Here is a 25,844-nt window from a genome sequence, read left to right on the forward strand (position 1 = left end):
ATTTTATAGTGTTTGTTTGTCTACATCATATCACTAGGCTTGATGGCAAGCATCAAATCCGGTGGATTGTATTGAAGGGTTGTGTGCGAGAGCTAAGCTTGGTACAGAGGCTGTTCACTAGAATGGGTGGTTGACTGATTTTATAAATGTACTGATACTCATGCGGCATTGCATTTGAAAAAGGCAAACTCAGCTGAAAAGCGAGGGCGCAAAATCACCGGTCTAAGGGGCGTAAGTTCTAAGATAGCGGGAGTACCAGATGTGCGGTTTTCCCGTATCTTCTCAATATCACTCCCATTTTATCTTCTGCTCCCCTTGGTCATTCAGGAACGAGATTAGTAGTTTTGTGGGAGAACACATGTTATTGCACCAGCCTACCGTTGATGCTTTGATCGACAGCATGACCCCGAGCGCCGATGAAGTTCAGTCGCGTAAGGATTTTCTTGAGTTCAGCGAGCAAGACTCCAAGTTGCTCAAAGAGCTTGGCCCTTTACTTGCGCCCAATGAAAATGCCTTTGCTGACATGTTATCTCAGCATTTTGATGCCCACCCGGAAATGGCTGCTAGCCTTAGCAATCCGGAGCAATTGTCAAAGCTTAAACAAAAACAACAAGAATACTTTAAGCAAGTTTTTGCCGGAGATTACGGCCCTGACTATATTAAAAGCCGTTTGCAGGTGGGTGTTACCTATCAGCAAATAGGTTTGGAGCCGCGCTGGTATTTAGGCGCATATAGCAAATATCTGTCTTGGTTACTCCCTGAAGTTATGCGTTTGGTGGGTAACGATGCTGAACGTTTTCTTGCCTACTCCAAGGCGATTACTAAAATCGCCATGTTTGATTCTGAGCTTTCGCTCTCCGCTTATTTTCATGCTGACCATGAAATGCTGCGCTTACTGGCACAAGTGTTTGAAAGTAACTTAGAGGCCGTGATTATTGCTGACGCAAAAGGCCGTATGCTGCATGTCAATAAGTCGGTGGCTAAAATTACGGGCTATGCTTCCGACGCGCTGATCGGTACGCCGATGCAAAACTTGCTGGCAGAGCTGGAGCCAACTTTATACCAAGACCTTTGGACCACAGTGATAGCTGGCGGCCAGTGGCAAGGGGAAATCTGGTTGAGAAACCAGCAAGGTGATGATTACTTGGCGTGGATGAATATGAATGCCGTTAAAGACGCGGCCGGCAAAGTGACACAAGTCATTGCAGAGTTCTCGGATATTACGGCATTCAAACAGACCCAAGAGGCTTTGGCGCAGCGTACAGAGGAGCTGGCTAACTCTAATCGTGAGCTAGAGCAGTTTGCTTATGTAGCTTCACACGATTTGCAAGAGCCTTTACGCATGGTGGCCAGCTATACACAGTTATTGGCAAGGCGCTATAAAGACAAACTGGATGAGGATGCGAACGAGTTTATCGGTTATGCGGTTGATGGTGCTACACGTATGCAGGCGCTGATTATTGACTTGCTTACCATGTCTCGCATTGGTACCCACGGTAAGCAAATGGAAACGTGCGAGACCTCAGTAGCACTAGAGCGTGCAGTGTCTAACTTGCGTCTGGCGATTGAGGAATCAGGTGCGGTAGTCACTCGTGATCCTATGCCTAGGCTGGATGCAGATGTTTCGCAGCTCACACAGTTGTTCCAGAACCTGATAGGTAATGGCATCAAGTTTCGCGGCGATACTTCCCCCGTTATTCATGTGGGCGCAGAGAAAAAAGAGGGCGAATGGTTGTTTTCCGTACGCGACAACGGCATCGGTATCGCCCCAGATTTCTTTGAACGTATTTTCATTATCTTTCAGCGCTTGCATGGTAAGCATGAGTATCCAGGCACGGGCATTGGTCTTTCTGTGTGCAAGAAGATCGTTGAGCGGCATGGCGGGAAGATTTGGATAGAATCCGAAGTTGGCAAAGGCGCAGTTTTTTATTTCACCTTACCTATGCATCATGGGGAAAGGAAACATCATGGAGAGTGAAGTGAGTAGGCAGGTTGAGTTTTTATTAGCCGAGGACAACCCCGGCGACGTTAGATTAACGCAAGAAGCATTGCGCGAAAGTAAGATCAGTAACAACCTGAATGTGGTTAAAGATGGCGTGGAAGCGCTAGCGTTCTTACGTAAAGAAGGCCAATACGCAAACGCGCCAACACCGGATGTAGTGTTGCTAGACCTAAACCTTCCTAAAAAGGACGGGCGTGAGGTATTAGCTGAAATCAAATCAGACCCTGCACTTAAACGTATCCCAGTGGTGATTGTGACTTCTTCTGAAGCTGAGAAAGATATCCTGCGCACTTACGATTTGCATGCAAATTGCTACGTAAGCAAGCCTGTGGATTTAGATCAGTTTATCAAGGTGATTCAAGCGATAGAGAGCTTCTGGCTCACCATCGTTAAATTACCATCGGACGTTAAAGATTAACTGCGTTATGGGGGCTCTATGAGTAGCACGTCACTGACTATTTTACTGGTTGAAGATAACCCAGGGGATATCCGCTTGGTACGCGAGCTATTGGCCGCGGATCAGAATGAGAGCTTCACTTTGGTGACTGCTGATCGCCAGGATGCCGCGCTCGCTATACTGGATAGTCAGGACATTACCGCTATTTTGCTCGATATAGAGCTGCCAGATAGCAGTGGTCTAGATACGCTGCTTAAAATACATGCCAATGCGCCGGGTATCCCGATTGTAGTGCTCAGCAGCATTGCCGACGAAGGCTTGGCTGTCAGGTCTGTGCAGCAGGGTGCGCAAGATTTTCTAGTAAAAGGTTATGTAGATGCACACCAGCTGACACGCTCTTTGCGCTATGCGATTGAGCGTAAACGTACGGAAGAGCGTTTAAATCATCTTGCTCATCATGACAGTTTGACTGGTTTATCTAACCGTAAGCATTTTTACGATACCCTTAAAAGCTCTATTGCCTTAGCACGCAGGCACGATACCAAGCTTGCTCTCTTGCTGCTCGATCTCAATGGCTTTAAAGCCATTAATGATACCTTAGGCCACTATGTGGGTGATTTGCTGTTGCAAGGCGTAGCGCAGCGCTTGCGTGATTGCATGCGCGAAACGGATTGTGTTGCCAGAATCGGTGGTGATGAATTTACCATGATATTGAGCGATATTTATGACGAAGAGGACGCTGTTGCTGCTACCAGCAAGATTATTGAGTCGATTGGACACCCTTTCCTAATTGATGGCCGTGCATTGGATGTTGGCGTCAGCATCGGTATCGGTATTTATCCCACAGATGCGGATAACCTTGAGTCACTTGTGCGCAATGCTGACGTTGCCATGTATCAGGCTAAAGCTGAGATTGGTATGCAGAATACTTACCGTTTCTTTTCAGCCAATATGAATGATAGAGCTACTGAAGACCGTGTGTTACTCAGTGAGCTCGCAACCGCCGTTACACAAGGCGAGTTTGTAATTAACTATCAGCCACAGGTAGATGTGAAAACTGGCCATATCAATGGCATGGAGTCACTATTGCGCTGGCAGCATCCGACTCGTGGCCTGCTATTGCCAGCAGCGTTTATGAATGTGTTGGAGAGCTCACCACTAGTGCTGGACGTTGGTTTGTGGGTATTACGTAGCGTATGCACACAAGGCCAAGTTTGGCGCGAGACCGCAGATGCACCTTTAGTGCTGTCTGTTAATTTATCCTCACGTCAGTTGCTGCAAGATGATTTTGCCGAGCAGGTTTCTGCGGTGCTGGCTGAGACTGGTTTGCCTTCGCATTGCCTAGAGCTTGATATTTCTGAGCATGCGCTATGGGAAGACGAAGAGTGCGCACTCAAGCAAGTCACTAAACTTAATCAGCTAGGCGTGCGTTTGGCACTCGATAACTTTGGTAATGGCCGTGCTTCATTCTATTACCTGCGTAAGTTTCCGTTCCACGCGATTAAGCTGGATCGCCGGCTTACTCAAGCCGCATCTGCCAGCACTGATGGCGCTGATATGGCACGTGCCGTGATACAGGTTGCCCATGTCTTCCGCATGAAGGGTCTGGCTGGCGGTGTAGAAACCACAGCACAGCTCGATACTTTGCGTAATCTTGCTTACGATGATGCGCAGGGTTATCTGTATTGCCATCCATTACCTTGCGATGCCGCGACCGCATTGTTGGAGCGTGGCCAGCATCTTGGCCCAGTGACGGCGGCATAGTATGAAAATATTACTGGTAGAAGATAATCAAGGGGACGCGCGGCTACTCGATATTATGCTGCGCGAAGTGCTTACGGCGTGCACACTTACGCATGCCGATACTTTAGGCAAGGCGATATCACATGCATGTTTAATGCAGTTTGATATCATTCTGCTAGATTTATCACTACCAGACTCGCAAGGCAGCAGCACTTTCTGGAGTCTGCACGATGTGGTGTCAGATGTGCCGATTGTGGTGATGACCGGGCACGATGATGAAATGCTGGCGACCGAGTTGGCGCAGGCGGGTGCCCAAGATTATCTGGTGAAAGGTAGCGTGGATGGGCGCTGGCTGCTACGGGTGATGCGTTATGCCATTGAGCGTAAGCGCGCTGAGCTGGAGCTACGCCAGAGCGAGGCCAAAGTGCGCGCTTTGTATGAGGCTGTACCCGATCTGCTGCTGTTTCTTGATTTAGAAGGGCGCTTTTTAGAGTGCAAACCGGCTAAAGATTTTCAAACACATATCGAGCCTGAGCATTTTCTAGGTAAAACCATCCATGAAGCCTTGCCTGAGGGGGTTGCTGATCAAGCCATGCTTTGCCTGGAAAAGGCAGTGGCTGGCCGTGACATTACTTCTTTTGAGTATCAGATGGCATTGCCGCAAGGGGTAGCTAATTACGAGTCCCGTTTTATTCGAGCCAGTGAAGAGCAGGTGTTGTGCATCGTGCGCGATATCAGCGAGAGCAAACGCACGCAGCAGCAGCTGCATTTCCTTGCCCACTACGACACGTTGACCGGCTTGCCGAACCGACTGTTGTTTAATGAAAGTCTACAACAGGCACAAACATATGCTAATCGTACCAGCGATACCATCGCGGTCATGTTTATCGATCTAGATCGCTTCAAGAATATCAACGATACACTGGGACATGGGGTAGGCGATAAGCTGTTGCAGCAAGTAGGCAGCCGCGTCAGTCTTTGTATCCGCGAGTCTGACACGGTGGCCAGGATGGGTGGTGACGAATTTGCCGTTGTGTTGGTGAATGTACGGGAAGAGCGCGATGCAGCAGTGGTGGCAGAAAAAATTATCGATGCGCTGCGTTTGCCGTTCATGGTGGACGATCACGAGGTATTCGTTGGGGCAAGTATCGGTATTACCTTTTATCGCCCGGGCCAAGATGATAGAGACGTGTTGCTGGAAAAAGCAGATGTAGCGATGTATCACGCTAAAGAGCGTGGCCGTAATAACTACCAGTTCTACTCCTCAGAGATGGATGAGGTAGCTTATGAGCGCTTGGTGATGGAAAATCACCTGCGCCATGCTTTGGATCGAAATGAGTTCATTTTGTATTATCAGCCACAAATCGCAGTAGAGGGCGGCCGTGTCACCGCGGTAGAAACTCTGTTGCGCTGGCAGCACCCGGAGCGCGGCTTAGTAGCCCCGGGAGAGTTTATTTCGCTGCTGGAGGAAAGTGGCCTGATTGTTCCTGTAGGCAAATGGGTATTAAAAACTTCATGCCAGCAAGGGCGGGCATGGTATGACGCTGGCACGCCAGTGCGGGTAGCGGTTAACCTTTCTGTGCGTCAGTTTAAACATCCGGGCTTGGTGGCCGATGTGGCGGAGATTCTAGCGGAAAGTGGCTTGCCGCCAGAGCTCCTAGAGCTGGAGTTAACCGAAAGTATGTTTATGGATAGCGCGACTGGCGATGTTAATAAACTTACACAGCTTAAGGCCTTGGGCGTTTCGCTAGCGATTGATGACTTTGGTAGTGGCGCCTCCTCGCTGGCTTACCTTAAAGACTTTCCTGTGGACACCTTGAAAATTTGCCAATCTTTTGTGCTTAACCTGCCACATAATAATGACGACAGTGCCATTGCCAGCGCGGTACTCGGTTTGGCGCAAGCAATGAACTTCACCAGTGTGGCAGAGGGTGTGGAGAATGCGCAACAGGCTGACTTTCTGCGGGAGCGACGTTGTGATTATTTCCAAGGCTTCCTGTTCAGCAAACCTTTGCCGGTGGAAGAATTAGATCTGTTGTTAAATGGTAGCAAGCTACAAGACAGTTAATAAGAGCTTGTTGATGTAGAGATTAAGGGTGGTTTTCGCCACAAACCTGAGGCTACTTTCCCACCTAAAAACTATTTTTTAACGGCTTTGATATCACTTACCCAGTGCTTAATCTGGCGCCAATATTCCCCAGCCTAAATACGGTATAGCTTGCCTGTAGCTGGCTAGGGGTAAGGGCGGCGCTATTGCACAGATAATGGAGTGCCAAAGTGTGATAAAGTCCGTCTTGCAATGATGAACTCAGAAGACTTACAGCGATTAGTTACCCTAGCCATGCCTTATGGAAAATATAAGGGTAGGCTGATTGCCGATTTGCCCGGCAACTATTTAAACTGGTTTGCAAGAGAAGGCTTTCCTGCGGGTGACTTAGGCCGCTTACTGCAGTTAATGCAGGAAATAGACCATAATGGTTTGTCGCAATTACTGGATCCGCTCAGAAAAGTGGCAGCTCAAAATGATTAAAAAACCATTTATTGATCTGCGCGCTATCAAGCAATATCGTTTCAGTGTCGCGCAGCTAAGAGCGCTGTTATTTGTGCTTGGGTTGAGCATTCTGCTTATACCAGTAGCTATTAAAAGCGAAAACAGCGTAAAAGTTCATCACAAGTATGGTGAAATCCAGTTAACACCGAATGAAGTTGCCTGGCTAAAGACGCATCCAGAGGTACGTGTGGCAGTTAAGCATGGGTGGATGCCTATAGAGTTCAAACTAGAGAGTAATCAGCACCGCGGGATCAGTGTGGATTACCTGCAAGCACTCAGCAGTATTTTTGATATTCGGTTTGTGCTCTCAGATTACTCTGAGAATATGAACACTTCTGCTGTAGATGTTATCTCAGGCGTGGTTAGCACTAACGTCAAATATCCACAATTCAAGCGGCAGCCTTATCCGTTTTTAACTTTCCCATTTGCAATCTACGTCAATAAAAAATCAAATGATCGCCTTGAAATCACCTCGATGGCTGATCTTAATAATAAGCGCGTTGCCGTATTTAAAAATGGGCCGGTAGCCAGAGAGATTGCGGCAAATTACCCGCAAATTAAATTGCTATATGTGGATATTGCAGACGAGGCGATAGAAGAGTTAAGGTTGCAGCGGGTTGATGCCTATATCGGTAACGAGATAATTATTGATTATCATATTGTGGTGCATCGTTTGAAGTTTGTGGAAAAAGTGGCGATGACCCCTTTTAGCTCCGATGTATCAATGGCTGTCAGGGATGATCTGCCTGAACTAGCGTCCATATTGAATAAAGGCCTGCAGGCTATAGGCAGAAATAACCAAGAGATACTAGAAAATTGGCAGATCTCAGACAACCAATATAATCGTTGGTTAGTCCCTGTGGCTATTATCGCGAGCCTGTTTTTAATCCTTGGGCTGATGAGGATTTTCAAATTAAAACAGACCATCAGGCGACAAAATTTTGAGGCGCAGAAAACGATTTGGCATCAGGCAAATTATGATTATTTAACCGACCTGCCAAATCGCCACTTGTTGGACAGCCGATTAAGGCAGGCGATGGATAAAGCAGATGAGTCGCTGTCGCCAGTGGGTATATTGTTTATAGATTTAGATAACTTCAAGCATGTAAACGATACCGCTGGTCACTCTATCGGAGATAAGCTGATTAAAGAAGCGGCCAATAGAATCACACGCTGTGTGAGGGCGTATGACACTACAGCCCGATTTGGCGGTGATGAGTTTATGGTGGTCATGTCAGATTTTGACAACGAAGAAGCGCTGGAAAAAACTTCAAAAAAAATATTGGCAGTGCTGCAACAGCCGTTCCAGATTGATAATGAGCTTTTTTACATCTCGGCGAGTATAGGGTTGACCATCTATCCGAACGATACTTCTGATCCCGAGGCTTTGTTTAGTTATGCAGATCAGGCGATGTATGAAGCCAAAAAACTGGGCCGTAACCGCTTTCAGTTCTTTCAAGCCTCCATGCAGCTTGATACGACAACAAGACTGGCGCTCATGAATGACTTGCGAGAGGCGATTGCGCAGCAACAGTTCGAGCTTTATTACCAGCCAATCATCAACTTGGATACACAAGAGATTTTAAAGGCAGAGGCCTTGATTCGATGGAATCACCCTCTCAAAGGGCGGATTAACCCTTCAGAGTTTATTGCACTTGCCGAAGAAACTGGCCTCATAGAAGAAATTGGGGCGTGGGTATTTAATCAGGTGCTCCATGATATCAAGCACGTTCATGCGCAATATTCACCAGATTTCCAAGTCAGTGTGAACGTATCTCCCAAACAGTTTATCAGGCCAGAGCGCTTGCTAGCTTGGAAAACCGCCATAGTTAATGCGGGTTTGGCAGGGCGCCATATTTGTATTGAAATCACAGAGGGCCTATTACTCCAGCCTAGCCTGTCAGTCGTTAATACGATTTCCGCGTTACGCGATTTTGGTATTCAGTTTTCTATCGATGATTTTGGTACCGGTTATTCTGCGCTGGCTTATTTAAACAAGTTTGATATCGAGTATGTAAAAATTGACCGTTCCTTTACACATAATCTACAGGCAAATAATCAAGATGCAATTTTGTGTGAAGCCATTACCAGCATGGCGCATAAGCTAGGGATGACGGTGGTAGCTGAGGGTATAGAGACTGAAGCACAAGCACGGATGTTAACTGGTTTTGAGTGTGACTATGGTCAGGGCTACCTCATTTCTAAGCCTAAGTCATTCGCTGATTTCATGCAGTTTTTGTCTGAACATCAAAAAAATAATCATTAAAATTATTTAGTGCGCGTTCCAATAACCTGTCCTAAATCAATTTAATCTGATTCAGCTTGCGCTAAGATTAATGCCACATTTTCAATGAAAGGCATGATGACTATGGCAGTTGTGCAAATTCAGATGCGTAAAACTAGCCCGGCCAAAGGCTGTGCATTATTCAACCTTGGGTTTCGCCCATTCTTCCTAGGCGCAGGTATTTTTGCCATTCTATCTATTGTTTGGTGGGTGCTAGTGTATAGCGGGCACGGTTTTGTGCAGATTCAATCGATTACCAATGCGCAGTGGCATGCACACGAAATGTTGTATGGCTACGGCCTCGCCGTGGTTGCTGGCTTTTTACTCACTGCAGTACGCAATTGGACCGGTGTGCCCACCCCGCACGGTAAGCCATTGATGGGTTTGTTTGCATTGTGGGTCAGTGCGCGCCTGCTATTTTTGTTTGGTACCAGCTTAATGCTATGGGCCGCCATAGCCGATTTGCTGTTTGGCTTAATGTTGATTATCGCCATTAGCATGCCAATCTTTCGTGCAAAGCAGTGGCCGCAGCTCGCGGTGATAGTGAAGGTCGCCATGCTATGGGTTGGCAATATTGTGTTTTATTTGGGCTACTATCAAATCCTGCAAGATGGCATGTTGTATGCCATTAACGGCGCGGTTTTGTTGCTGATCGGTTTGATTCTAATGATAGGGCGTCGCGTTATTCCATTTTTCATAGAACGCGGCGTATCACAGCCATTTAAAATTCAGCATTATCAATGGCTGGATACCGGAATTTTAGTGGCGTTTCTAGCCTTATTTATCAATGAGATTTTTTATCGGCACGCTGAATTAACGCCTTACTTTGCGATAGCTTTGTTTATGATGAATGGTTACCGCTTATCTCGCTGGCATGTGTGGGGCATCTGGCGTGTGCCATTGTTATGGAGCCTATATTTATCGGCATGGATGATTAATTTAGGGTTCCTGCTCTATGGCTTGCATAACTTGTACGCTATTCCGTTAATTTTGGTATTGCACCTGTTCACAATTGGCGGCATAGGTCTAATGAGTCTAGCCATGATGGCGCGCGTGGCGTTGGGGCATACCGGGCGTGATATCCGTGTTTCATCGGTGTGGTTAATACCAACCTTTATTGCCGTAATGTTAAGTTTGCTATTGCGCGTATTTGCACCAATCTTTGCCATGCAGCTTTACCCGAGTTGGATTATTGCCTCTGCGCTATGCTGGATAATGGCGTTTGCAATTTTTCTATGGCTATATGCGCCCATACTGTACAAGCCTAGAGTCGATGGTAGCCCTGGTTAAACCCTGCTTTGTAGCCAGCGCTCCAGTACAACAACAATATAAGCTTGCTCTGCTAAGCTGAGCGCACACCCTTGCGGAATTTGGTGCCATTTCTGCAAGCAGCCACGACAGCAGCAAGCAGTGGCATGCTGCGCTACAAACACGGGGTGACCGTGCATCGGCGTTTGTTTGCCATCGTTGTCGATGCTGGCGGGTGCCAGACGTTTGCCTATAAAGTCCTCGGCATGGTCCAACAGGGTAGATAAGCCTTTTTGCCGTAAATAGGCTAAATCTTTAGCGCGTAACTCAAAGCTGGTTCTGAACGTGGATTGCGCTAGGGCGGCAAATAATTGGTCTAGGTCTCTCACGTTGCTGGCTAGGCTTAGTGCAGCTGGTGTAGCTCTAGTTTGCGTAGCTTTGGTGCCAGTTTGGCAGTGATACCGACTACGCTTAATGTCATGAAGCCACCAAATACTACAGATGGCACCAAGCCCATCAGCCGTGCTGTCAATCCTGATTCAAACGCGCCCAACTCATTAGAAGAGCCGATAAATATACCATTAATAGCAGAGACACGTCCGCGCATAGCGTCCGGTGTGGCAAGCTGCATAATGGTTTGTCGTGTGATGACAGAAACACCGTCAAACACGCCAGAAAGTAGCAACATAATTGCTGCCATCCAAAAGCTAGTGCTGAGGCCAAAGCCAATAATGCATAAGCCAAACCCGGCAACCGTGCCGAGCAACCAGCGCCCGGCATTCAAGTTAATCGGGTGCCGCGTGAGCCACAGCCCGGTGGCAATGGCACCTAATGCAGGTGCCGCACGTAAAATGCCCAGACTTTCCGGGCCCATTTGGTAAATGTCATGAATAAATGCAGGTAGCATGGCAACCGCACCGCCAAATAATACGGCAAACATGTCTAGTGATAACGCTCCTAAGACGATTTGGTTGCTAAAGACAAAACGCAGGCCTTGTGCAATGCTGGTAAACACAGGGATGCTTTCCGCTTTTTCAGGTTCTTGTAACTTAAGTACAGCAATCGAGGTGGCAGCACCTAGGCAAAGCGCAGTAGCAACGCTGTACGCGAGTGCCTTACTGCCAAACCCCACTAGCATGCCGCCAATAGCTGGGCCTAATACCAAGCCTATCTGAAAGGTAGAGGTGCCGATACCCGCAGCGCGTGCATATTGCTCACGCGGCAGGATGACGGCGAACAAAGTATTGTAACTAGGCGCAATAAAAGCACGTGCCACGCCGGTAAAGGCAATAGAGCCGTAAATCCAATAGGTAATATTACCTTCTAGCCAGCCTAGCGCTACTAAGGTAAGCGTGAAGGCATTGATGGTGAGCAACACTGCCGCCAAGCCAGCAAATAGTCGGCGTGAATAATAATGATCTACTGCATGGCCAGCAAATAATGCGGAGGCGAAGTAAGGGATCACTTCGGCTAAACCTACTAACCCTAAAGACAATGGGTTATGGGTAATCTGATAAATATGCCAGCCGACCACTACCGCTAATATTTGGTAAGCAAGTACCAGTTGAATACGAAATGCCAAAAGTTTGGCGAAAGCAAATTGATGATATTTAAATAATTCCATGGGCATCATTATAAGTGCAAATAGGCTCTGCTTAATCAGCAGTCACAGTGAATTGGCTTGTTGGCGTTGATAAAAACATTTAAAGCGAATAGCTAAACGGATAGAATGTACGGGTTAGTGCAGTGAATAAGGTAGTAAGCAAGCTGAAAGATTTATCTGAACTTGCCGATGAGTCATCATTGACCTAGTGTGATTCTACCGATATAGATTAGGCGCACTAACCACCATTGGGAGTGTTTGTCGCAATGGTGCAATATCATACAACTTCGCATTCTGTTGCATAGCGTGATAACCATTTGATGCGTTTCGTGACACATTTTAATTCTTACCTCAAACTGCTGAGCCTAAGTTTGGCGGCCGCTCTGTGCTTTTTTCCCAGCTTAAATTGCTACGCGGAGGGTGACACCAAGCCCACAATTAAAATCTTTGTTACTGTCGATTGGGAAGGATGGTCGCTCGATGATGAAAATATCGAAGTGATGCAGGCTTTTCGCAAGCAGTACCCCCATATCCCCATGATGCAGTTGTTAAATCCAGTGTATTTGTTACGTCCTGGTGCCAATATTGCATTAGAAACCGAGAAAATACGCGCTACCTTTTTACCCGCAGATAGCATGGGTCTGCATGTTCATGGCTGGAAGTCGCTGCTTGATGCTTGTGAGGTGCCATATCAACATTCCCCTACATTTGCAGCGCAAAGCGAGGGGTGTGAGGCGGGTGATTGTGGGTATGCAGTGAGTTTGGAATATGCGTATTCAGCGCAGGATTTAACAAAGTTAATTGCCTGCAGTGCCAATTTATTAGTAGAACAGGGTTTTGCACGCCCTCGTTATTTTAGGGCTGGCGGCTGGCAACTAGGACCTAAATTAGCGCGCGCGTTGGAGGCGAATCAGTTTGTGTTCGATAGCTCACGTACCGATGCTAACTTACTGACCACTAAGTGGGCAGAAAATAGCGGCTTGGCGCAAATGGTGAAAGCCTTGCATCCTGATCCATCAGTGTTGGATGAGCCTTATCAGTTAACCGCCTCGGTGACGGAGTACCCCAATAATGGCAGCTTGGCTGATTACACCAATACGCAGCAACTGGTGAAAATTTTTAACACACTGATTGCGCATAACAAGCAGGTGCTAGTGCTAGGCTTTCATCAAGAAACCGCATTCTCTTATTTAAAGCATTTGCAAGATGCCATCCCTTTGTTTGAACAAATCGCACGGGAGCAAGGAATCACCATCGCATGGGTCAGCCATTAACCTAGCTTATTTAGGCACCCGCCACAAATACCAGCTGGCGACTGTGCGATAAGGGCTCCAAGCCTGGCCAATTTCAGCCATTTGTTTGCGTTTAGGCGCGGTTTCCAGTTTTTTCAGCCGTTTGTAGCCTTCTAAAATAGCAAAGTCATCCGCGGGCAAAATGTCCATGCGCGCTAAAGTAAACATCAGCATCATTTCTACCGTCCATTGGCCTATGCCTTTAATGGTAGTAATTTGTTGGATTAAGGTTTCATTGCTCATGCTGTCCGCCATTGCCTGTGTGGGGACTAATCCGCTTAAAGCTGCGTTTGCAATGCCTTGCAGCGTTTCTATTTTTCTGCCAGAAAAGCCCACCGCACGTAGCTCATCAAATGTGGTGGCTAGTAGCTGTGGCGGCTGTGGAAATTGCCCATAATGATTAACCAGCTTTTTTAAAATAGCGTCACCAGCCTTGGTGTTGAGCTGTTGATACGCTACGGCACGCACTAATGCCTCGTAAGGGTCACGTTCACTTTTTGTTGTAAACTTGCATGCACCAACGTTGTCAATCAACTGTGCCCAGTCGTTGTCAATCGTCCGTAAAAAGTCTTCAGCCTGTTGGTAAGGAGCGTTCATGCTGTGATTATAAGCATCCGCTTTAATATTGTTCAATATTCTGATTAAACAAAGCAGAAACATATGAGTGGAGTGATTTAGCTTGGATTTATTTGGCAACATAAAGCCTGCCGAAACTGCACTTGCTGGTGTGATTCTGCTCAAGGGTTTTGCGCTTAAAGATGAAGCAACTTTACTAGCAGATTTAACAAGCATCATCACACAGGCGCCGTTGCGTCATATGGTCACGCCTAGCGGTTTTGCGATGTCGGTTGCCATGACCAATTGTGGTGAATTAGGTTGGGTGACAGATCGCCAAGGATACCGTTATGCTCACTTAGACCCGCTTACACATAAGCCGTGGCCGTCTATGCCTGCCAGTTTTTTAGCTTTATCACAAGCGGCTGCATTAACGGTAGGCTATGCTGACTTTATCCCAGATGCCTGTTTAATTAATCGCTATCTAACCGGTGCGCGCATGGGTTTGCATCAAGATAAAAACGAGCGAGATTTCACGCAGCCTATCGTTTCGGTGTCTTTAGGTGTGCCTGCAATGTTTCAGTTTGGTGGTTTTAAGCGTGCGGATAAAACTTTGAGTTTTCCGCTCTATCATGGCGATGTGGTGGTGTGGGGCGGGGATGCACGTTTACGCTATCATGGCGTGTTGCCACTGAAGGCCAGTACGCACCCAGCTCTAGGAGAAAGTCGTATTAATCTTACTTTTCGTAAAGCTGGGTAATGAAAAGCTTATAGCTTTAACGCAAGTTTAATGCGGCGGTAGATTTGGCAAAGTTTAGAGCCATCTAACTGGTAGTGTTTATGTAGCGGTTTTTTAACTTCCCAGCTTGCGGTCATGCCTGCTGGAAAAGTGACTAAATCACCTTTGCTAAAGGTTACCGGTGTGCCGCCAGTTGGCGTAATCACGCATTCACCTTCTAGAATATATGCAATTTCTTGTTCAGGGAACGTCCATGGGAAAACAGAAACTTCTTTCTCCCATGTTGGCCATTTGCTTACGTTCAAAGCTTCTAAACGTTGTTGGCTTGGATTTTTTTCAACAGTGATTTGGGTCATGAGTCTTCCTTTTAAAAAATCCATTTTATCCCATCAGGCCATAAAGCTGAAATGTTCTAATTTAGGTGCGGATGCGCGTAAAGTAGTAAAATGCACATTTTAGTTATCGTTAAATATTATGCGTGTTAGTTTAGAACAGGCAATCGCCGAGCTTAAACAGGGCGGTGTCGTTGCGATTCCTACCGAAACGGTCTATGGCTTGGCCGCAGATGCGACTAATGATAGCGCACTGAGGAAAATCTTCGCGATTAAACAGCGCCCGGCAGACCACCCTTTGATTGTACATATCGGTGACATAAACCAAGTGCAGGATTGGGTGACCACTTTTCCTGATGTTGCCATTGCACTGGCAAGCACATTCTGGCCTGGCCCGTTGACTTTGGTGTTGCCAGCACAGCCTCATGTCTCGCGCGTAGTGCGTGGCGATGAACCTACGGTCGCGCTACGCATTCCTAAGCATCCGGTGGCTTTGGCGTTGCTGACGCAGGGCGGTTTAAGTGTTGCTGCCCCTTCTGCTAATTTATTTACACAGCTTAGCCCCACTACAGCCGCCCATGTTGAGGCTGGCTTGGGTGAAGCCGTTCCAGTGCTAGATGGCGGTGCCTGTGACGTGGGGATAGAGTCTACCATCGTGAGCGTCAATGCCGATGGGCAGTGGCAACTGCTGCGCCCGGGCATGATCAGTGAACAAGCAATTGCTGTCGTTGCTGAGCGTGCAGCCCATCCGCACGTGCCAGCTGCGACGGGCGGTGATGCCGCCCAGCCAATACCTAAAGTGCCAGGTCAGCATGCTTTACATTACTCACCGCGTACCCCCTTGCTGTTGTTTAAAGACCGAGCGTCACTGAAGCAAGAGAATGAGAGGCTACAGCTGGCAGGTTTATCTTGTGCGGCTATGCTGCTTGGTGATGGAGATGTGCCAAATTGTCCACATGTGAACCTGCCGAACTCGCCTGACAAAGTAGCAGAGTTGTTGTACAGCACATTGCATGACTTGGACGCGATGAAAGTTGACCGTTTGCTGGTGGAGTTGCCGCCCAATCTACCCATATGGCTGGCGGTGCTGGATAGATTAAGTCGCGCGGGATATCGATAATTTGTTGTATATTACGGATTGCTTAAGTTCATTTAAGTGATTTGTTCGCATAATTTAGGTTTTAAATATGATTATTAAATTACAACAGTTTGTTCTGGCCTTTTTGTTGGCGGTATTAATCTCCGCCTGTAGCTCCATTGGTTTAAGCAACCCTTTTGGCGCTAAAAGCAGCGAGCAATCGCGTAATCCGAAAGACGCAACTGAGTACGTCTGTGATGGAGATAAACACTTTTACGTGCGTATGTTGAACAATGGTAGCGATGCTTGGCTAATCTACCCTGATCATGAAGTTAATTTACCAAAATCAAGCGATGACAGCCGCCGTTATGCGAGTGGATTGATTGCATTAGTCATTAATGGTGATGCCACCACGCTTAATGACGGTGAAAAAATAGCTTACGTTAATTGCAAGCCGCAGTTGAAAAAATAGTATTTTCAAAAAATATCGTCAGCCTGTAGCTGGATGATGCTTTTTTGATTATTTGTAACTGGCAATCTTAATTTTATTGGTGATTCAGACTGTTCGCGCCCTGTAACCCGATGAAATTATGATAGGATAATTTCAACCTAGGCTTCTAGTCCTTTATGCAAAAAAAGATTTCCACAATTTGGCGTTTCCTGCTGCCCGTGTTAGTACTGCTAACGGTAGCGCCTTTTGTTTTAACAGGCCAGCAAGCCTCGCAACAGTTAGGGCATATTCATGCCGGCGCAACTGAGCAAGCGCATACCTTAGTCAGGCTTTTAGATGTCACTGAGGAGCTGGTCAGTGAGCAAGCCAATGCGGCTATGCGTTTATTGAAGCAACGCACTCAGCAACTTGGGGAAGTTAACATTGATGGTGTGGTGCAGTTGCAGGCACAGTCCCTACCTAATCTCAAAATGGGCAGTACTGAAATCACAGGGCATTTTGATTTGGTGGATGGCGTTAGCGACCTGTTTGGCGGCACCGCCACAATGTTTGTGCGCTCTGGTGATAGTTTTGTACGTGTTGCTACTAATGTTAAGCGTGAGAATGGCACTCGTGCTGTCGGGACATTGCTTAACCCCAAAGGCAAAGTGATCCGTGCCTTGTTGGCTGGTAAAGAGTATAGCGGCGTGGTGGATATTTTGGGCCAGCCTTATATCACGCGCTACGATCCACTTATTGATGTCAGCGGTAATGTGATTGGTGCTTACTATATCGGCTATAAAGTCGATATTAAAGTGCTGCGCGATACCGTACAAAACATGCGTCAGCTCACCACGGGCTTTGCGGTGATATTGGATGAAACCAATAATATTCGCTTCCTTTCATCACATATTACTGCTGCCAAAGCAGTAAGCTTGTTGCAGTCTCGTCCTGATAACTGGGAGTTTGTCACTGAGAGTGTGCCTAAATGGGGCTTTAACGTCATTGTGGCATACCCGCTCAGTGAGGCACGCGCTGTCAGTTTAGCGAATGCATGGTTTGTTGTATTTGCCGGTATTTTGCTTGGCACTTTATTGATAGTGATTATTTTGTGGCAATTAAGACGCCTGATTCTGAACCCTATCGGTGGTGACCCTGCGCTAGCGATTGACGTGGTAAAACGCATTGCTGCGGGTGATTTGGCACAGGATGGTTTGCACGCCAAGCCAGATACCTTAATGGCGAGCGTGCTGGAAATGCGGCAGAAACTGCGTGAGTCTATCGATACCCTGCGCCAGAATGCTGAACGCATGCGCTTGTCTGCCAGTGTGTTTGATCATGCGCATGATGGTATTTTTATTACAGACGCCCATGCCAACATTGTTGAAGTCAATTATGCATTTACTCAAATTACCGGTTACTCACGCGATGATGCTCTAGGTCGTGTGCCGCAGGAGCTAGGTTTTGTCACTTATGATGACAGTCTGCTTGATATGTTATGGCTACAGGCGGAAAGTAACAGTGAGTGGCGTGGAGAGACATGGAGTCGTCGTAAAGACGGTGATGTTTATGCCGCCTGGCTCGATATCTTTTGCGTGCGTGATGAAGCTAATCAGATTAAAAACTTTGTGGGCTTGTTCTCCGATATTACCCAAGCCAAAGAGCAACAGCAAAATCTGGAGCGTATGGCTTACCATGATCCGCTGACACAACTACCTAATCGCGCTTTACTGTCTGACCGTTTGCAGCAAGCGCTGGCAAGGGCCGAGCGCTCCGGTGAACTGTTGGCGGTTTGCTGTTTGGACTTAGATGGTTTTAAACCGGTCAATGATACCTTAGGGCATGAGGCTGGCGATTATCTATTGGTGCAGCTTGCTGTGCGTATGAGCGCTTGTTTGCGTGATAGTGATACGGTGGCGCGTTTAGGCGGCGATGAGTTTGCGGTACTGCTATGCGGATTGCAAAATGTGGATGAATGCGTACAGACGCTGGAACGCTTGCTGAGCGTGATTAAAACGCCCTATAGCATAGGCGATAAATCCGTGACCGTGTCTTCTAGCATTGGCTACACTATTTTCCCTGATGATGGCTGCGAGCCTGACACCTTGTTAAGGCATGCCGACCATGCGATGTATCAGGCAAAACTCAACGGCGGTAGCCGTGTGCAGCAGTTTGACTCACATCATGACCGTCAATTCAGAGGTCTACGTCAGGATCGTGAGCGTGTAGAAGCGGCATTGCCTAACCAAGAGTTCCGCCTATATTACCAGCCCAAAGTAGACTTGCGCCAAGGCAAAGTGGTTGGCATGGAAGCATTGATTCGTTGGGACCACCCTGAGTTGGGTCTACGCTCACCAGCTACTTTCCTCCCACTGGTAGAAGATACGGATTTCTCTATTCCGTTGGGTGAGTGGGTGATACGCGAGGCCTTAGGGCAAATTCGCGTATGGCAGGCTGCCGGTCTAGATTTCCAAGTTAGTGTGAATATTTCAGCTAAGCATATTGTGCAATCTAACTTTACCGAGCGTCTGATTTTATTGCTGTCTGAGTTCCCTGAAATTGCCCCGCATAAAATTGAGCTGGAAATTACAGAAACCGCCGCGATTGAAGACGTTTCAGGCGTTGCTAACACCATTAACAGTTGTAAACAGCTGGGCATCAGCTTTGCGCTGGATGACTTTGGCGTAGGCTACTCTTCACTTACCTATTTACGCCGCCTGCCGGTAGAAACTATTAAAATTGACCAGTCATTTGTGCGCGATATGCTGCAAGACGTGGATGATTTGGCTGTGGTGGCCGGTGTCATCAGCTTGAGTCGAGACTTCAAGCGTAAAGTGGTGGCAGAGGGCGTGGAAAACTCAGAACAGGGGCTTTGGTTGCTACGTATGGGATGTTCTGTGGTGCAAGGCTATGGGGTAGCTCGCCCTATGTGCGCAGACGATGTACAGCAATGGGTGGAGTCTTACAAGCAAGCTCCAGATTGGACCCAAGGCCTGGTTTAATCAGTGTTGGTATGAAGTGCTTGGGGTAAGTGAGGGCAAATTACGCTTGCGTGATGTTTAAGATAGGTAAGTAGTAATTGTGAAGTGTTAAATGACTTGCTGGCTTCATGAAAGAGGCGTAACTTTACTAGCGTAAACTTAATATCGAACATGGAGTCTGCCATGGATAATAAATACGGGTTAGGCAGTAGCAAGGTGGCGACTGAGCATCATCGCTTGCATCATAAAGTCGCCGATGAGAATGTGCCGCATTGCAAAATGTGCAAAAGCATGCGACTGGTGTTAAGTCCCACTATGCATGATCATTGCTGTGCCGATTGTGGCGCATGGCAGAATGACGTGCCAGCAGGCTACTCAACTGGCAGAAGCAGCGATTATTAAAGGTTCGTATTCTCAACGGTTATCGCGTAGCAACTACCAGTTAAGGTTAATATGCCTCAACGCCTGCATCTCAATTGCATTAGGCTGCGCACGGGTGATGATGACTTTAATCTGCACGTGCAAACTCTAACTTTATCCGCAGTTTTAGCAATTTATGCCGAATCTTGTGATAAGTTGAAAATAATTCTCTGATCTACGTCAATTTTCAGCAATTAATTCATAAAAAAGTTCTATAATCTTGCCTACCAAAAAAACCTTTCCATTAAACAACTCCAAAAGAGAAGATAAATGACTACGAAGAATGCTGATATTGGCCTAGTTGGCCTAGCTGTTATGGGCCAGAACCTGGCTCTGAATATTGCCGATCATGGCTACACCATTGCGGTTTACAACCGTGACCCAAAAAAAATGGTGAATTTCATTGAAGATTGCAAAAAAAATGAACCTTCACATGCCAACGTTGTTGGTCATGCTGACTTGGCTTCATTTGTTTTAAGTATCAAACGCCCACGTAAAATCATCTTGCTAGTTAAAGCTGGTAGCGCAACTGATGTAACCATCAACGCACTATTGCCATTCTTAGAGCAAGGCGACATCATTATTGATGGTGGTAACGCGTTGTGGACAGACACTATCCGTCGCGAAAAAGAATTAGCGGCTAAAGGTATTGATTTCATCGGTTCTGGTGTTTCAGGCGGTGAAACAGGTGCACGTTTCGGCCCATCATTGATGCCATCAGGTACACGTAAAGCTTGGGCGAGCTTAGAGCCAATCTGGCGTGATATTGCAGCTAAAGTTGACCCAGTAACAGGCGAGCCTTTAGAAGGCGGCAAACCAGGTAAGCCAGTAGAAGGCGGCTTCTCATGTGCTGAATACATCGGTCCAGACGGTGCTGGTCACTACGTAAAAATGGTGCACAACGGTATCGAATACATCGATATGCAATTGATCTGTGAAGCTTACTGGTTGATGAAAAATCTGCTTGGCATGCAAGCGGATGAAATCGGTAAAGTATTTGCTGAGTGGAACAAAGGCGAATTATCAAGCTTCTTGATTGAAATTACTGCTGATATCCTGCAACAAAAAGATCCAATGGGTAAAGGTTTCTTGGTTGACCAAATCTTGGATACAGCTGGTCAAAAAGGTACAGGTCAATGGACAGCAGCGAATGCGCTTGAATTAGGCGCACCAGCTAACGCGATTGCAGCTGCGGTATACGCACGTGCATTATCAAGCTTAAAAGAAGAGCGCGTTGAAGCAAGCAAAATCCTTAAAGGTCCAGTGATTAAAGTTGAGTCTGATAAGAAAGCAATTATTGAAGCGATTAAGAACGCTTTATATTGCTCTAAAATTTGTGCATACGCTCAAGGTTTCCAATTGATCGACAAAGCACAAGTGGCTTACAACTGGAAATTGAACTTCGGTGAAATCGCACAAATCTGGCGCGGCGGTTGTATTATCCGTGCACGTTTCTTGCAAAAAATCACTGATGCTTACGCATTGAACTCACGTCTCAAAAACTTGATGCTAGATCCATACTTCACACAAGCGATGAACGAAGGTCAAGCAGGCTGGCGTAAAGTGATTGCCTTGGCAGTCACCAACGGTATCCCGGCGCAAGGTTTTGCTTCTGCAATGGCTTATTACGATGGCTACCGCAGTGCAGACCTGCCAGCAAACTTGCTACAAGGTCAACGTGACTACTTTGGTGCGCATACTTACGAGCGTAAAGATCAACCACGTGGTCAGTTCTTCCACTTGGATTGGCCTGAAGCTGGTCGCCCACAATTAGAAGTGTAATAAGTTCTAAACGATAAAAAACCCGCTTAACGGCGGGTTTTTTATTGTCCTAACGCTATAATGTGACGGCTTTGACTCTTGCGATGGCTACGGATTGGTATATTAAGCAGTAGCGCTTACCATTACACGTTAGCTTGCTAAAGTTTCACACGCTAGAGATTAATCGTTACTTAAATATAAGCCATGACTTTGCTGAGCAGCAAGTAGGTGCGCTTTAGATATGGATATACAGAATATGTTGGATTTGTTTTTGCATTTGGATAAGCATTTGGCGGTTGTCGCTAGTACTTGGGGTATGTGGATTTACGTGCTGTTGTTTCTCATCATATTTATAGAAACCGGCTTGGTGGCTATGCCTTTCTTACCGGGAGATTCACTGTTGTTTGTGGCGGGTGCTATTGCTGCGATTGGTGGTATGAGTTTGCCGGTGTTGATGGTTTTACTGTCGCTAGCAGCTATTAGCGGTGATGCGCTCAATTACTCTGTGGGTAAATGGGTAGGGCATAAGGTTTTTGCCTGGGAAAATTCGCGCTGGTTTAATAAAGATGCTTTTAATAAGACACATGCATTTTATGAAGAGCATGGTGCTATCACTATCGTGGTGGGCAGGTTTCTACCATTTATCCGCACGTTTACTCCGTTTGTTGCTGGCGTAGCGCAGATGACCTATCCAAAATTTGCTTTTTATAATGTGATTGGTGGCCTGATTTGGGTGTGTGGCTTAACCGGTATCGGCTTTTTGGTGGGTAATCACCCGTGGGTACAGGCTAACTTCTCTTTGGTGGCGTTGGCGCTAATTGTTATTCCTAGCTTGCCTGCGGTTTGGGTGTTTCTCAAGCACATGATCCAATCACGTGCTTGAGGTTGATACTGCTCTTTTTAAAGTCTTATTTCTCTACGAAAGCACGCTCAATTACGTAGTCACCGGGTTGGCCTACACGCGGTGACACGATAAAGCCTCTTGAGTCCAATAGCTCTTCGGTGTCTTTCAGCATTTGTGGGCTACCGCAAATCATGGCTTTGTCATTTGCTGGGTCTAGCGGCGGTAGGCCGATATCTTCAAATAGTTTGCCTGAGTTAATCAGGTCAGTTAAGCGGCCTTGATTGCGGAATGGGTCTCTGGTCACAGTTGGGTAGTAAATCAGTTTTTTACGTACTTCTTCACCAAAGAACTCATTGTTTGGTAGTTCTTTTTCAATAAAGTCAGCATAAGCCAATTCGTTCACATGACGTACACCGTGGATTAACACTACTTTTTCAAAGCGGTCATATACTTCGATGTCTTGAATCAGGCTCATGAACGGTGCTAGACCTGTACCTGTTGATAAAAAGTAAAGATTTCTACCTGGTTTCAAATCGTGAGTCACCAATGTGCCTGTCGGTTTTTTACTTACTAGCAGGTCGTCACCCACTTTCAAGTGCTGTAATCTTGATGTAAGCGGGCCATTCGGCACTTTAATACTAAAGAACTCTAGATGCTCTTCATAGTTCGGGCTGGCAATACTGTAAGCGCGCGTAAGTGGGCGGCCATCAACCTCAAGCCCGATCATTACAAACTGGCCATTTTCAAAGCGTAAGCCAGGGTCGCGTGTGGTTTTAAAGCTGAACAGGGTGTCGTTCCAGTGGTGTACGCTTAAGATGCGTTCGGTAGAATATTTACTCATAGTTAGTTTCTTTTAGTTTAAATTTTTTTAAATGGCTGCAGTCAGCTCTGGAATCACTTCAAATAGGTCGGCAACTAGCCCGTAATCTGCCACTTGGAAGATAGGGGCATCTGGGTCTTGATTGATGGCAACCACGACTTTGCTGTCTTTCATGCCGTAGGTATGTTGCACGGCACCTGAAACACCAACCGCGATATATAAATCAGGGGCTACGGTTACGCCGGTTTGGCCCACCTGAATATCGTTTGGTGCGTAGCCTGCGTCTACCGCAGCTCTGGTCGCACCCAATGCTGCACCTAGTCTAGCTGCTAACGGTGCGAGCATTTGTTCAAAGGTTTCTGCGCTGCCTAAAGACCTGCCGCCAGAAATAACGATTTTTGCCGTGCTGAGTGCCGGACGGTCTGAAGATGTGCGTGTTTCAGACAACCAGCGTGTTTGATGCTGTTGTGCTGGCGCTGCTACTGTGGTGATTTCAGCGCTTTGCGTGTGCGCACTGGCTGCGCCAAAGTTGCTGCTGTGTACAGACAGTAGTTGGATGCGGTCTGCACTTTGTACAGTGGTGTGTATGTTGCCGGCGTATACTGCACGCACGTAGGTGTTGTTATCTTTAATTTCCAGCACGTCAGAAATCATAGCAACATCAAGCAGCGCAGCGGCGCGTGCCAGTATGTTACGGCTAAATGATGAATGTGCAGCTAACACTACGCTGTATTCATTACCAATATTGGCAATAATCTGTGAGACATCTTCAGCTAATTGGTGAGCTAAGTGCTCGGCATCGATTTGAATAACATGCGCTACGCCATCAATTAAAGCGGCTTGCTGTGCAATAGCGCTGATGTTGTTGCCAGTCACTAAAATATCAATCGGGGTGTTCCAGAACTGTGCAGCCGTTACCGCTTGGTAAACTGATGCGCTCAGTGTGGTGCCGTTATGTTCGGCTAGAATTAGGGTTTTCATAGTTGTATTCCTTCGTGCTCGCGCAATTTCGTCAGCAATTCTTGTACGCTGCTCACTCTAATGCCAGCTTTTCTTGCTGGCGGCTCTGATACTTTTAACAACTGTAGCCGCGGTTTGGTATCTACACCAAATTCAGCAGCTTTGATTGTCTCAATCGGTTTTTTTCTCGCCATCATTAAGTTTGGCAGTTTCACAAAGCGCGGATTGTTCAAGCGCAGGTCCGCGGTAATTACTGCTGGCAGGTTTAAGCCTATGGTTTCTGTGCCGCCATCTACTTCACGGGTGGCTACCACTTCGTTACCGTTAATGGTAATTGCTGATACGTAAGTAGCCTGCGGGTAGTTTAGCAATGCAGCTAACATTTGCCCCGTTTGTCCTGCGTCATCATCGACCGCTTGCTTGCCCAGCATAACCAAGCCCGGTTGCTCACGCTCTACCAAGGCTTTCAGTAGTTTGGCAACTGCCAGCGGTTGTAGTTCTTCATCGCTATCAATCAGTACCGCGCGATCGGCGCCCATGGCCAGGCCGTGTCTTAATACATCTTGATTCGCTGCGCTACCCATAGAGACTACTACCACTTCAGATGCAATGCCTTTTTCCTTTAGTTTTAAGGCTTCTTCGATTGCATTTTCATCAAATGGGTTTACACTCATCTTTACGCCATCAATCTCTACATTAGAGCCATCAGGCTTGATATGTACTTTGATGTTGTAATCTACTACACGTTTTATTGCGACCAATATTTTCATTGCAATTTCCTCAGTAATTGCTGCGTATTTTACATCAGCGTATAATATATATAAATTAGATTGTAAAGATATTATATATCTGTGGAATAGATATAGGAGTGTATGAAATATACCCTAAGGCAACTAGAGATTTTTGTTGTCATCAGTCGTACCGAGAGCGTCTCGCGCGCAGCCGATGCTTTAGCGCTATCACAATCGGCAACCAGCACCGCACTAAGTGAGCTGGAACGGCAATTCGACCTGCAGCTTTTTGATCGTGTTGGTAAAACGCTGCGTATCAATGAAACCGGGCTACAGTTACTTCCCAAGGCTGTAGAGTTATTAGACCGGGCAAGTGAAATAGAAAATATGTTGCGCGGGCATGTGGGTTTTGGCTATATGAAAATTGGCGCAACCTTAACGGTTGGTAATTATCTTGCCACCATGCTGGTAGCAAAGTTCTTGCAGGATCACCCTGAAAGCCGCATTCAATTACAGGTTCACAATACCAGCACCATCGTGCAGCAAGTCGCTAATCATGAACTGGATTTGGGCTTGATTGAAGGGGATTGTAACCATCCGGATATAGAGGTGCAGCGCTGGGTGGCAGATGAACTGGTGGTTTTTGCTGCACCTAATCATCCGCTGGCAAAGTTAAAAGCAATTTCGATAGAACAACTATTGCAGGAGCAATGGATTTTAAGAGAGCAGGGGTCTGGTACCCGAGCAACTTTTGATCGAGCCTTTCATAATAACAATGCGAGGCTGCATATCCGTCTGGAACTGGAGCACACCGAGGCAATTAAGCGGGCGGTAGAGTCTGGGCTTGGTATTGGCTGTATCTCGCGCTTGGCCTTGAAAGACGCTTTTCGTCGTGGTAGTTTAGTGCCGTTGGCGACACCAGAACTCAGCTTGGGAAGGTATTTCTATTTTCTCTGGCACAAGCAAAAATATCAGACAACAGGTATGCGTGAATTTATCATGATATGCAAAAAAATGGTGATTGGCGCGGAACGCAGCGATCAGGTTAATTTGCCAGAAATAGCTTAAAGGAC

Annotated in this window: 23 protein-coding genes and 1 riboswitch; of the genes, 16 read left to right on the top strand and 7 right to left on the bottom strand. The window is 46.7% G+C overall.

Annotation, left to right across the window (positions count from 1 at the left end):
• Positions 1–172: 172 nt before the first annotated feature.
• A riboswitch (cyclic di-GMP riboswitch) is annotated at positions 173–260 on the top strand.
• Positions 261–358: 98 nt separating this feature from the next.
• The 7 genes from VGD82_RS05165 (at position 359) to VGD82_RS05195 (ending at position 10,267) form a co-directional block, all read left to right on the top strand.
• Positions 359–1,978, top strand: a complete 1,620-nt coding sequence (locus VGD82_RS05165; protein WP_331019387.1) for a sensor histidine kinase — start codon at positions 359–361, stop codon at positions 1,976–1,978.
• On the top strand, positions 1,968–2,420 hold the full coding sequence (locus VGD82_RS05170) for a response regulator (protein ID WP_331019388.1): 453 nt from the start codon (positions 1,968–1,970) through the stop codon (positions 2,418–2,420). The genes VGD82_RS05165 and VGD82_RS05170 overlap by 11 nt, the downstream gene beginning before the upstream one ends.
• Positions 2,421–2,438: 18 nt before the next feature.
• Positions 2,439–4,163, top strand: a complete 1,725-nt coding sequence (locus VGD82_RS05175) for a putative bifunctional diguanylate cyclase/phosphodiesterase (RefSeq protein WP_331019389.1) — start codon at positions 2,439–2,441, stop codon at positions 4,161–4,163.
• 1 nt (position 4,164) lies between these two features.
• Positions 4,165–6,210, top strand: a complete 2,046-nt coding sequence (locus VGD82_RS05180) for a putative bifunctional diguanylate cyclase/phosphodiesterase (RefSeq protein WP_331019390.1) — start codon at positions 4,165–4,167, stop codon at positions 6,208–6,210.
• A gap of 234 nt (positions 6,211–6,444) precedes the next feature.
• The gene (locus tag VGD82_RS05185; protein WP_331019455.1) at positions 6,445–6,672 is read left to right on the top strand and encodes a DUF3820 family protein; all 228 of its coding nucleotides are present in this window, start codon (positions 6,445–6,447) and stop codon (positions 6,670–6,672) included.
• Positions 6,665–8,959 (top strand): EAL domain-containing protein, encoded by a 2,295-nt coding sequence (locus VGD82_RS05190; protein ID WP_331019391.1) that lies wholly within the window; start codon positions 6,665–6,667, stop codon positions 8,957–8,959. The genes VGD82_RS05185 and VGD82_RS05190 overlap by 8 nt, the downstream gene beginning before the upstream one ends.
• Before the next feature lie 102 nt (positions 8,960–9,061).
• The gene (locus VGD82_RS05195; RefSeq protein WP_331019392.1) at positions 9,062–10,267 is read left to right on the top strand and encodes an NnrS family protein; all 1,206 of its coding nucleotides are present in this window, start codon (positions 9,062–9,064) and stop codon (positions 10,265–10,267) included.
• On the opposite strand, the gene VGD82_RS05200 is transcribed toward VGD82_RS05195, so the two are convergent.
• Positions 10,264–10,614, bottom strand: a complete 351-nt coding sequence (locus VGD82_RS05200; protein ID WP_331019393.1) for a DUF4186 domain-containing protein — start codon at positions 10,612–10,614, stop codon at positions 10,264–10,266. The two genes, VGD82_RS05195 and VGD82_RS05200, sit on opposite strands and share 4 nt — an antisense overlap.
• A 14-nt stretch (positions 10,615–10,628) precedes the next feature.
• Positions 10,629–11,849 (bottom strand): MFS transporter, encoded by a 1,221-nt coding sequence (locus VGD82_RS05205; protein WP_331019394.1) that lies wholly within the window; start codon positions 11,847–11,849, stop codon positions 10,629–10,631.
• Positions 11,850–12,148: 299 nt separating this feature from the next.
• On the opposite strand from VGD82_RS05205, the gene VGD82_RS05210 reads away from it, so the two are divergent.
• On the top strand, positions 12,149–13,102 hold the full coding sequence (locus VGD82_RS05210) for a hypothetical protein (protein WP_331019395.1): 954 nt from the start codon (positions 12,149–12,151) through the stop codon (positions 13,100–13,102).
• A gap of 6 nt (positions 13,103–13,108) precedes the next feature.
• On the opposite strand, the gene VGD82_RS05215 is transcribed toward VGD82_RS05210, so the two are convergent.
• Positions 13,109–13,717: a DNA-3-methyladenine glycosylase gene (locus VGD82_RS05215; RefSeq protein ID WP_331019396.1), complete on the bottom strand. Its 609-nt coding sequence runs from the start codon at positions 13,715–13,717 to the stop codon at positions 13,109–13,111.
• 82 nt (positions 13,718–13,799) lie between these two features.
• On the opposite strand from VGD82_RS05215, the gene alkB reads away from it, so the two are divergent.
• Positions 13,800–14,435, top strand: a complete 636-nt coding sequence (alkB, locus tag VGD82_RS05220) for a DNA oxidative demethylase AlkB (RefSeq protein ID WP_331019397.1) — start codon at positions 13,800–13,802, stop codon at positions 14,433–14,435.
• An 8-nt stretch (positions 14,436–14,443) separates the two neighbouring features.
• Here alkB and VGD82_RS05225 read toward each other — a convergent pair whose 3' ends face one another.
• Positions 14,444–14,770: a cupin domain-containing protein gene (locus tag VGD82_RS05225; protein WP_331019398.1), complete on the bottom strand. Its 327-nt coding sequence runs from the start codon at positions 14,768–14,770 to the stop codon at positions 14,444–14,446.
• Between the two features lie 118 nt (positions 14,771–14,888).
• Between VGD82_RS05225 and VGD82_RS05230 the strand changes: the two genes are divergently transcribed.
• From VGD82_RS05230 to VGD82_RS05255, 6 genes are all read left to right on the top strand, one after another.
• On the top strand, positions 14,889–15,866 hold the full coding sequence (locus VGD82_RS05230) for an L-threonylcarbamoyladenylate synthase (RefSeq protein ID WP_331019399.1): 978 nt from the start codon (positions 14,889–14,891) through the stop codon (positions 15,864–15,866).
• Between the two features lie 67 nt (positions 15,867–15,933).
• Positions 15,934–16,296, top strand: coding sequence for a hypothetical protein (locus VGD82_RS05235; RefSeq protein ID WP_331019400.1), 363 nt, complete (start codon positions 15,934–15,936; stop codon positions 16,294–16,296).
• Positions 16,297–16,451: 155 nt separating this feature from the next.
• On the top strand, positions 16,452–19,256 hold the full coding sequence (locus VGD82_RS05240; protein WP_331019401.1) for a bifunctional diguanylate cyclase/phosphodiesterase: 2,805 nt from the start codon (positions 16,452–16,454) through the stop codon (positions 19,254–19,256).
• 162 nt (positions 19,257–19,418) lie between these two features.
• Positions 19,419–19,637 carry a hypothetical protein gene (locus VGD82_RS05245; protein ID WP_331019402.1) on the top strand — a complete coding sequence of 73 codons (219 nt, stop codon included), beginning with the start codon at positions 19,419–19,421 and terminating at the stop codon, positions 19,635–19,637.
• Between the two features lie 288 nt (positions 19,638–19,925).
• On the top strand, positions 19,926–21,437 hold the full coding sequence (gene gndA / locus VGD82_RS05250) for an NADP-dependent phosphogluconate dehydrogenase (RefSeq protein WP_135276782.1): 1,512 nt from the start codon (positions 19,926–19,928) through the stop codon (positions 21,435–21,437).
• A gap of 220 nt (positions 21,438–21,657) precedes the next feature.
• A complete protein-coding gene (locus tag VGD82_RS05255; protein WP_331019403.1) occupies positions 21,658–22,299 on the top strand; it encodes a VTT domain-containing protein in 642 nt (213 codons plus the stop codon).
• 25 nt (positions 22,300–22,324) lie between these two features.
• Here the strand turns inward: VGD82_RS05255 and VGD82_RS05260 are convergent, their stop codons facing one another.
• The 3 genes from VGD82_RS05260 to VGD82_RS05270 are packed head-to-tail and all read right to left on the bottom strand — an operon-like array spanning position 22,325 to position 24,810.
• On the bottom strand, positions 22,325–23,101 hold the full coding sequence (locus VGD82_RS05260) for a ferredoxin--NADP reductase (RefSeq protein ID WP_135276780.1): 777 nt from the start codon (positions 23,099–23,101) through the stop codon (positions 22,325–22,327).
• Positions 23,102–23,128: 27 nt separating this feature from the next.
• Entirely contained in the window at positions 23,129–24,061 is a 933-nt protein-coding gene (locus tag VGD82_RS05265) for an electron transfer flavoprotein subunit alpha/FixB family protein (RefSeq protein ID WP_331019404.1), read from the bottom strand.
• Entirely contained in the window at positions 24,058–24,810 is a 753-nt protein-coding gene (locus VGD82_RS05270) for an electron transfer flavoprotein subunit beta/FixA family protein (protein WP_331019405.1), read from the bottom strand. The genes VGD82_RS05265 and VGD82_RS05270 overlap by 4 nt, the downstream gene beginning before the upstream one ends.
• A gap of 102 nt (positions 24,811–24,912) precedes the next feature.
• Here VGD82_RS05270 and VGD82_RS05275 point away from each other — a divergent pair, with 102 nt between their 5' ends.
• On the top strand, positions 24,913–25,839 hold the full coding sequence (locus VGD82_RS05275; protein WP_135276777.1) for a LysR family transcriptional regulator: 927 nt from the start codon (positions 24,913–24,915) through the stop codon (positions 25,837–25,839).
• Positions 25,840–25,844: the final 5 nt, after the last annotated feature.

It is taken from the genome of Methylotenera sp. (genome assembly GCF_036401095.1).
GTDB lineage: Bacteria > Pseudomonadota > Gammaproteobacteria > Burkholderiales > Methylophilaceae > Methylotenera.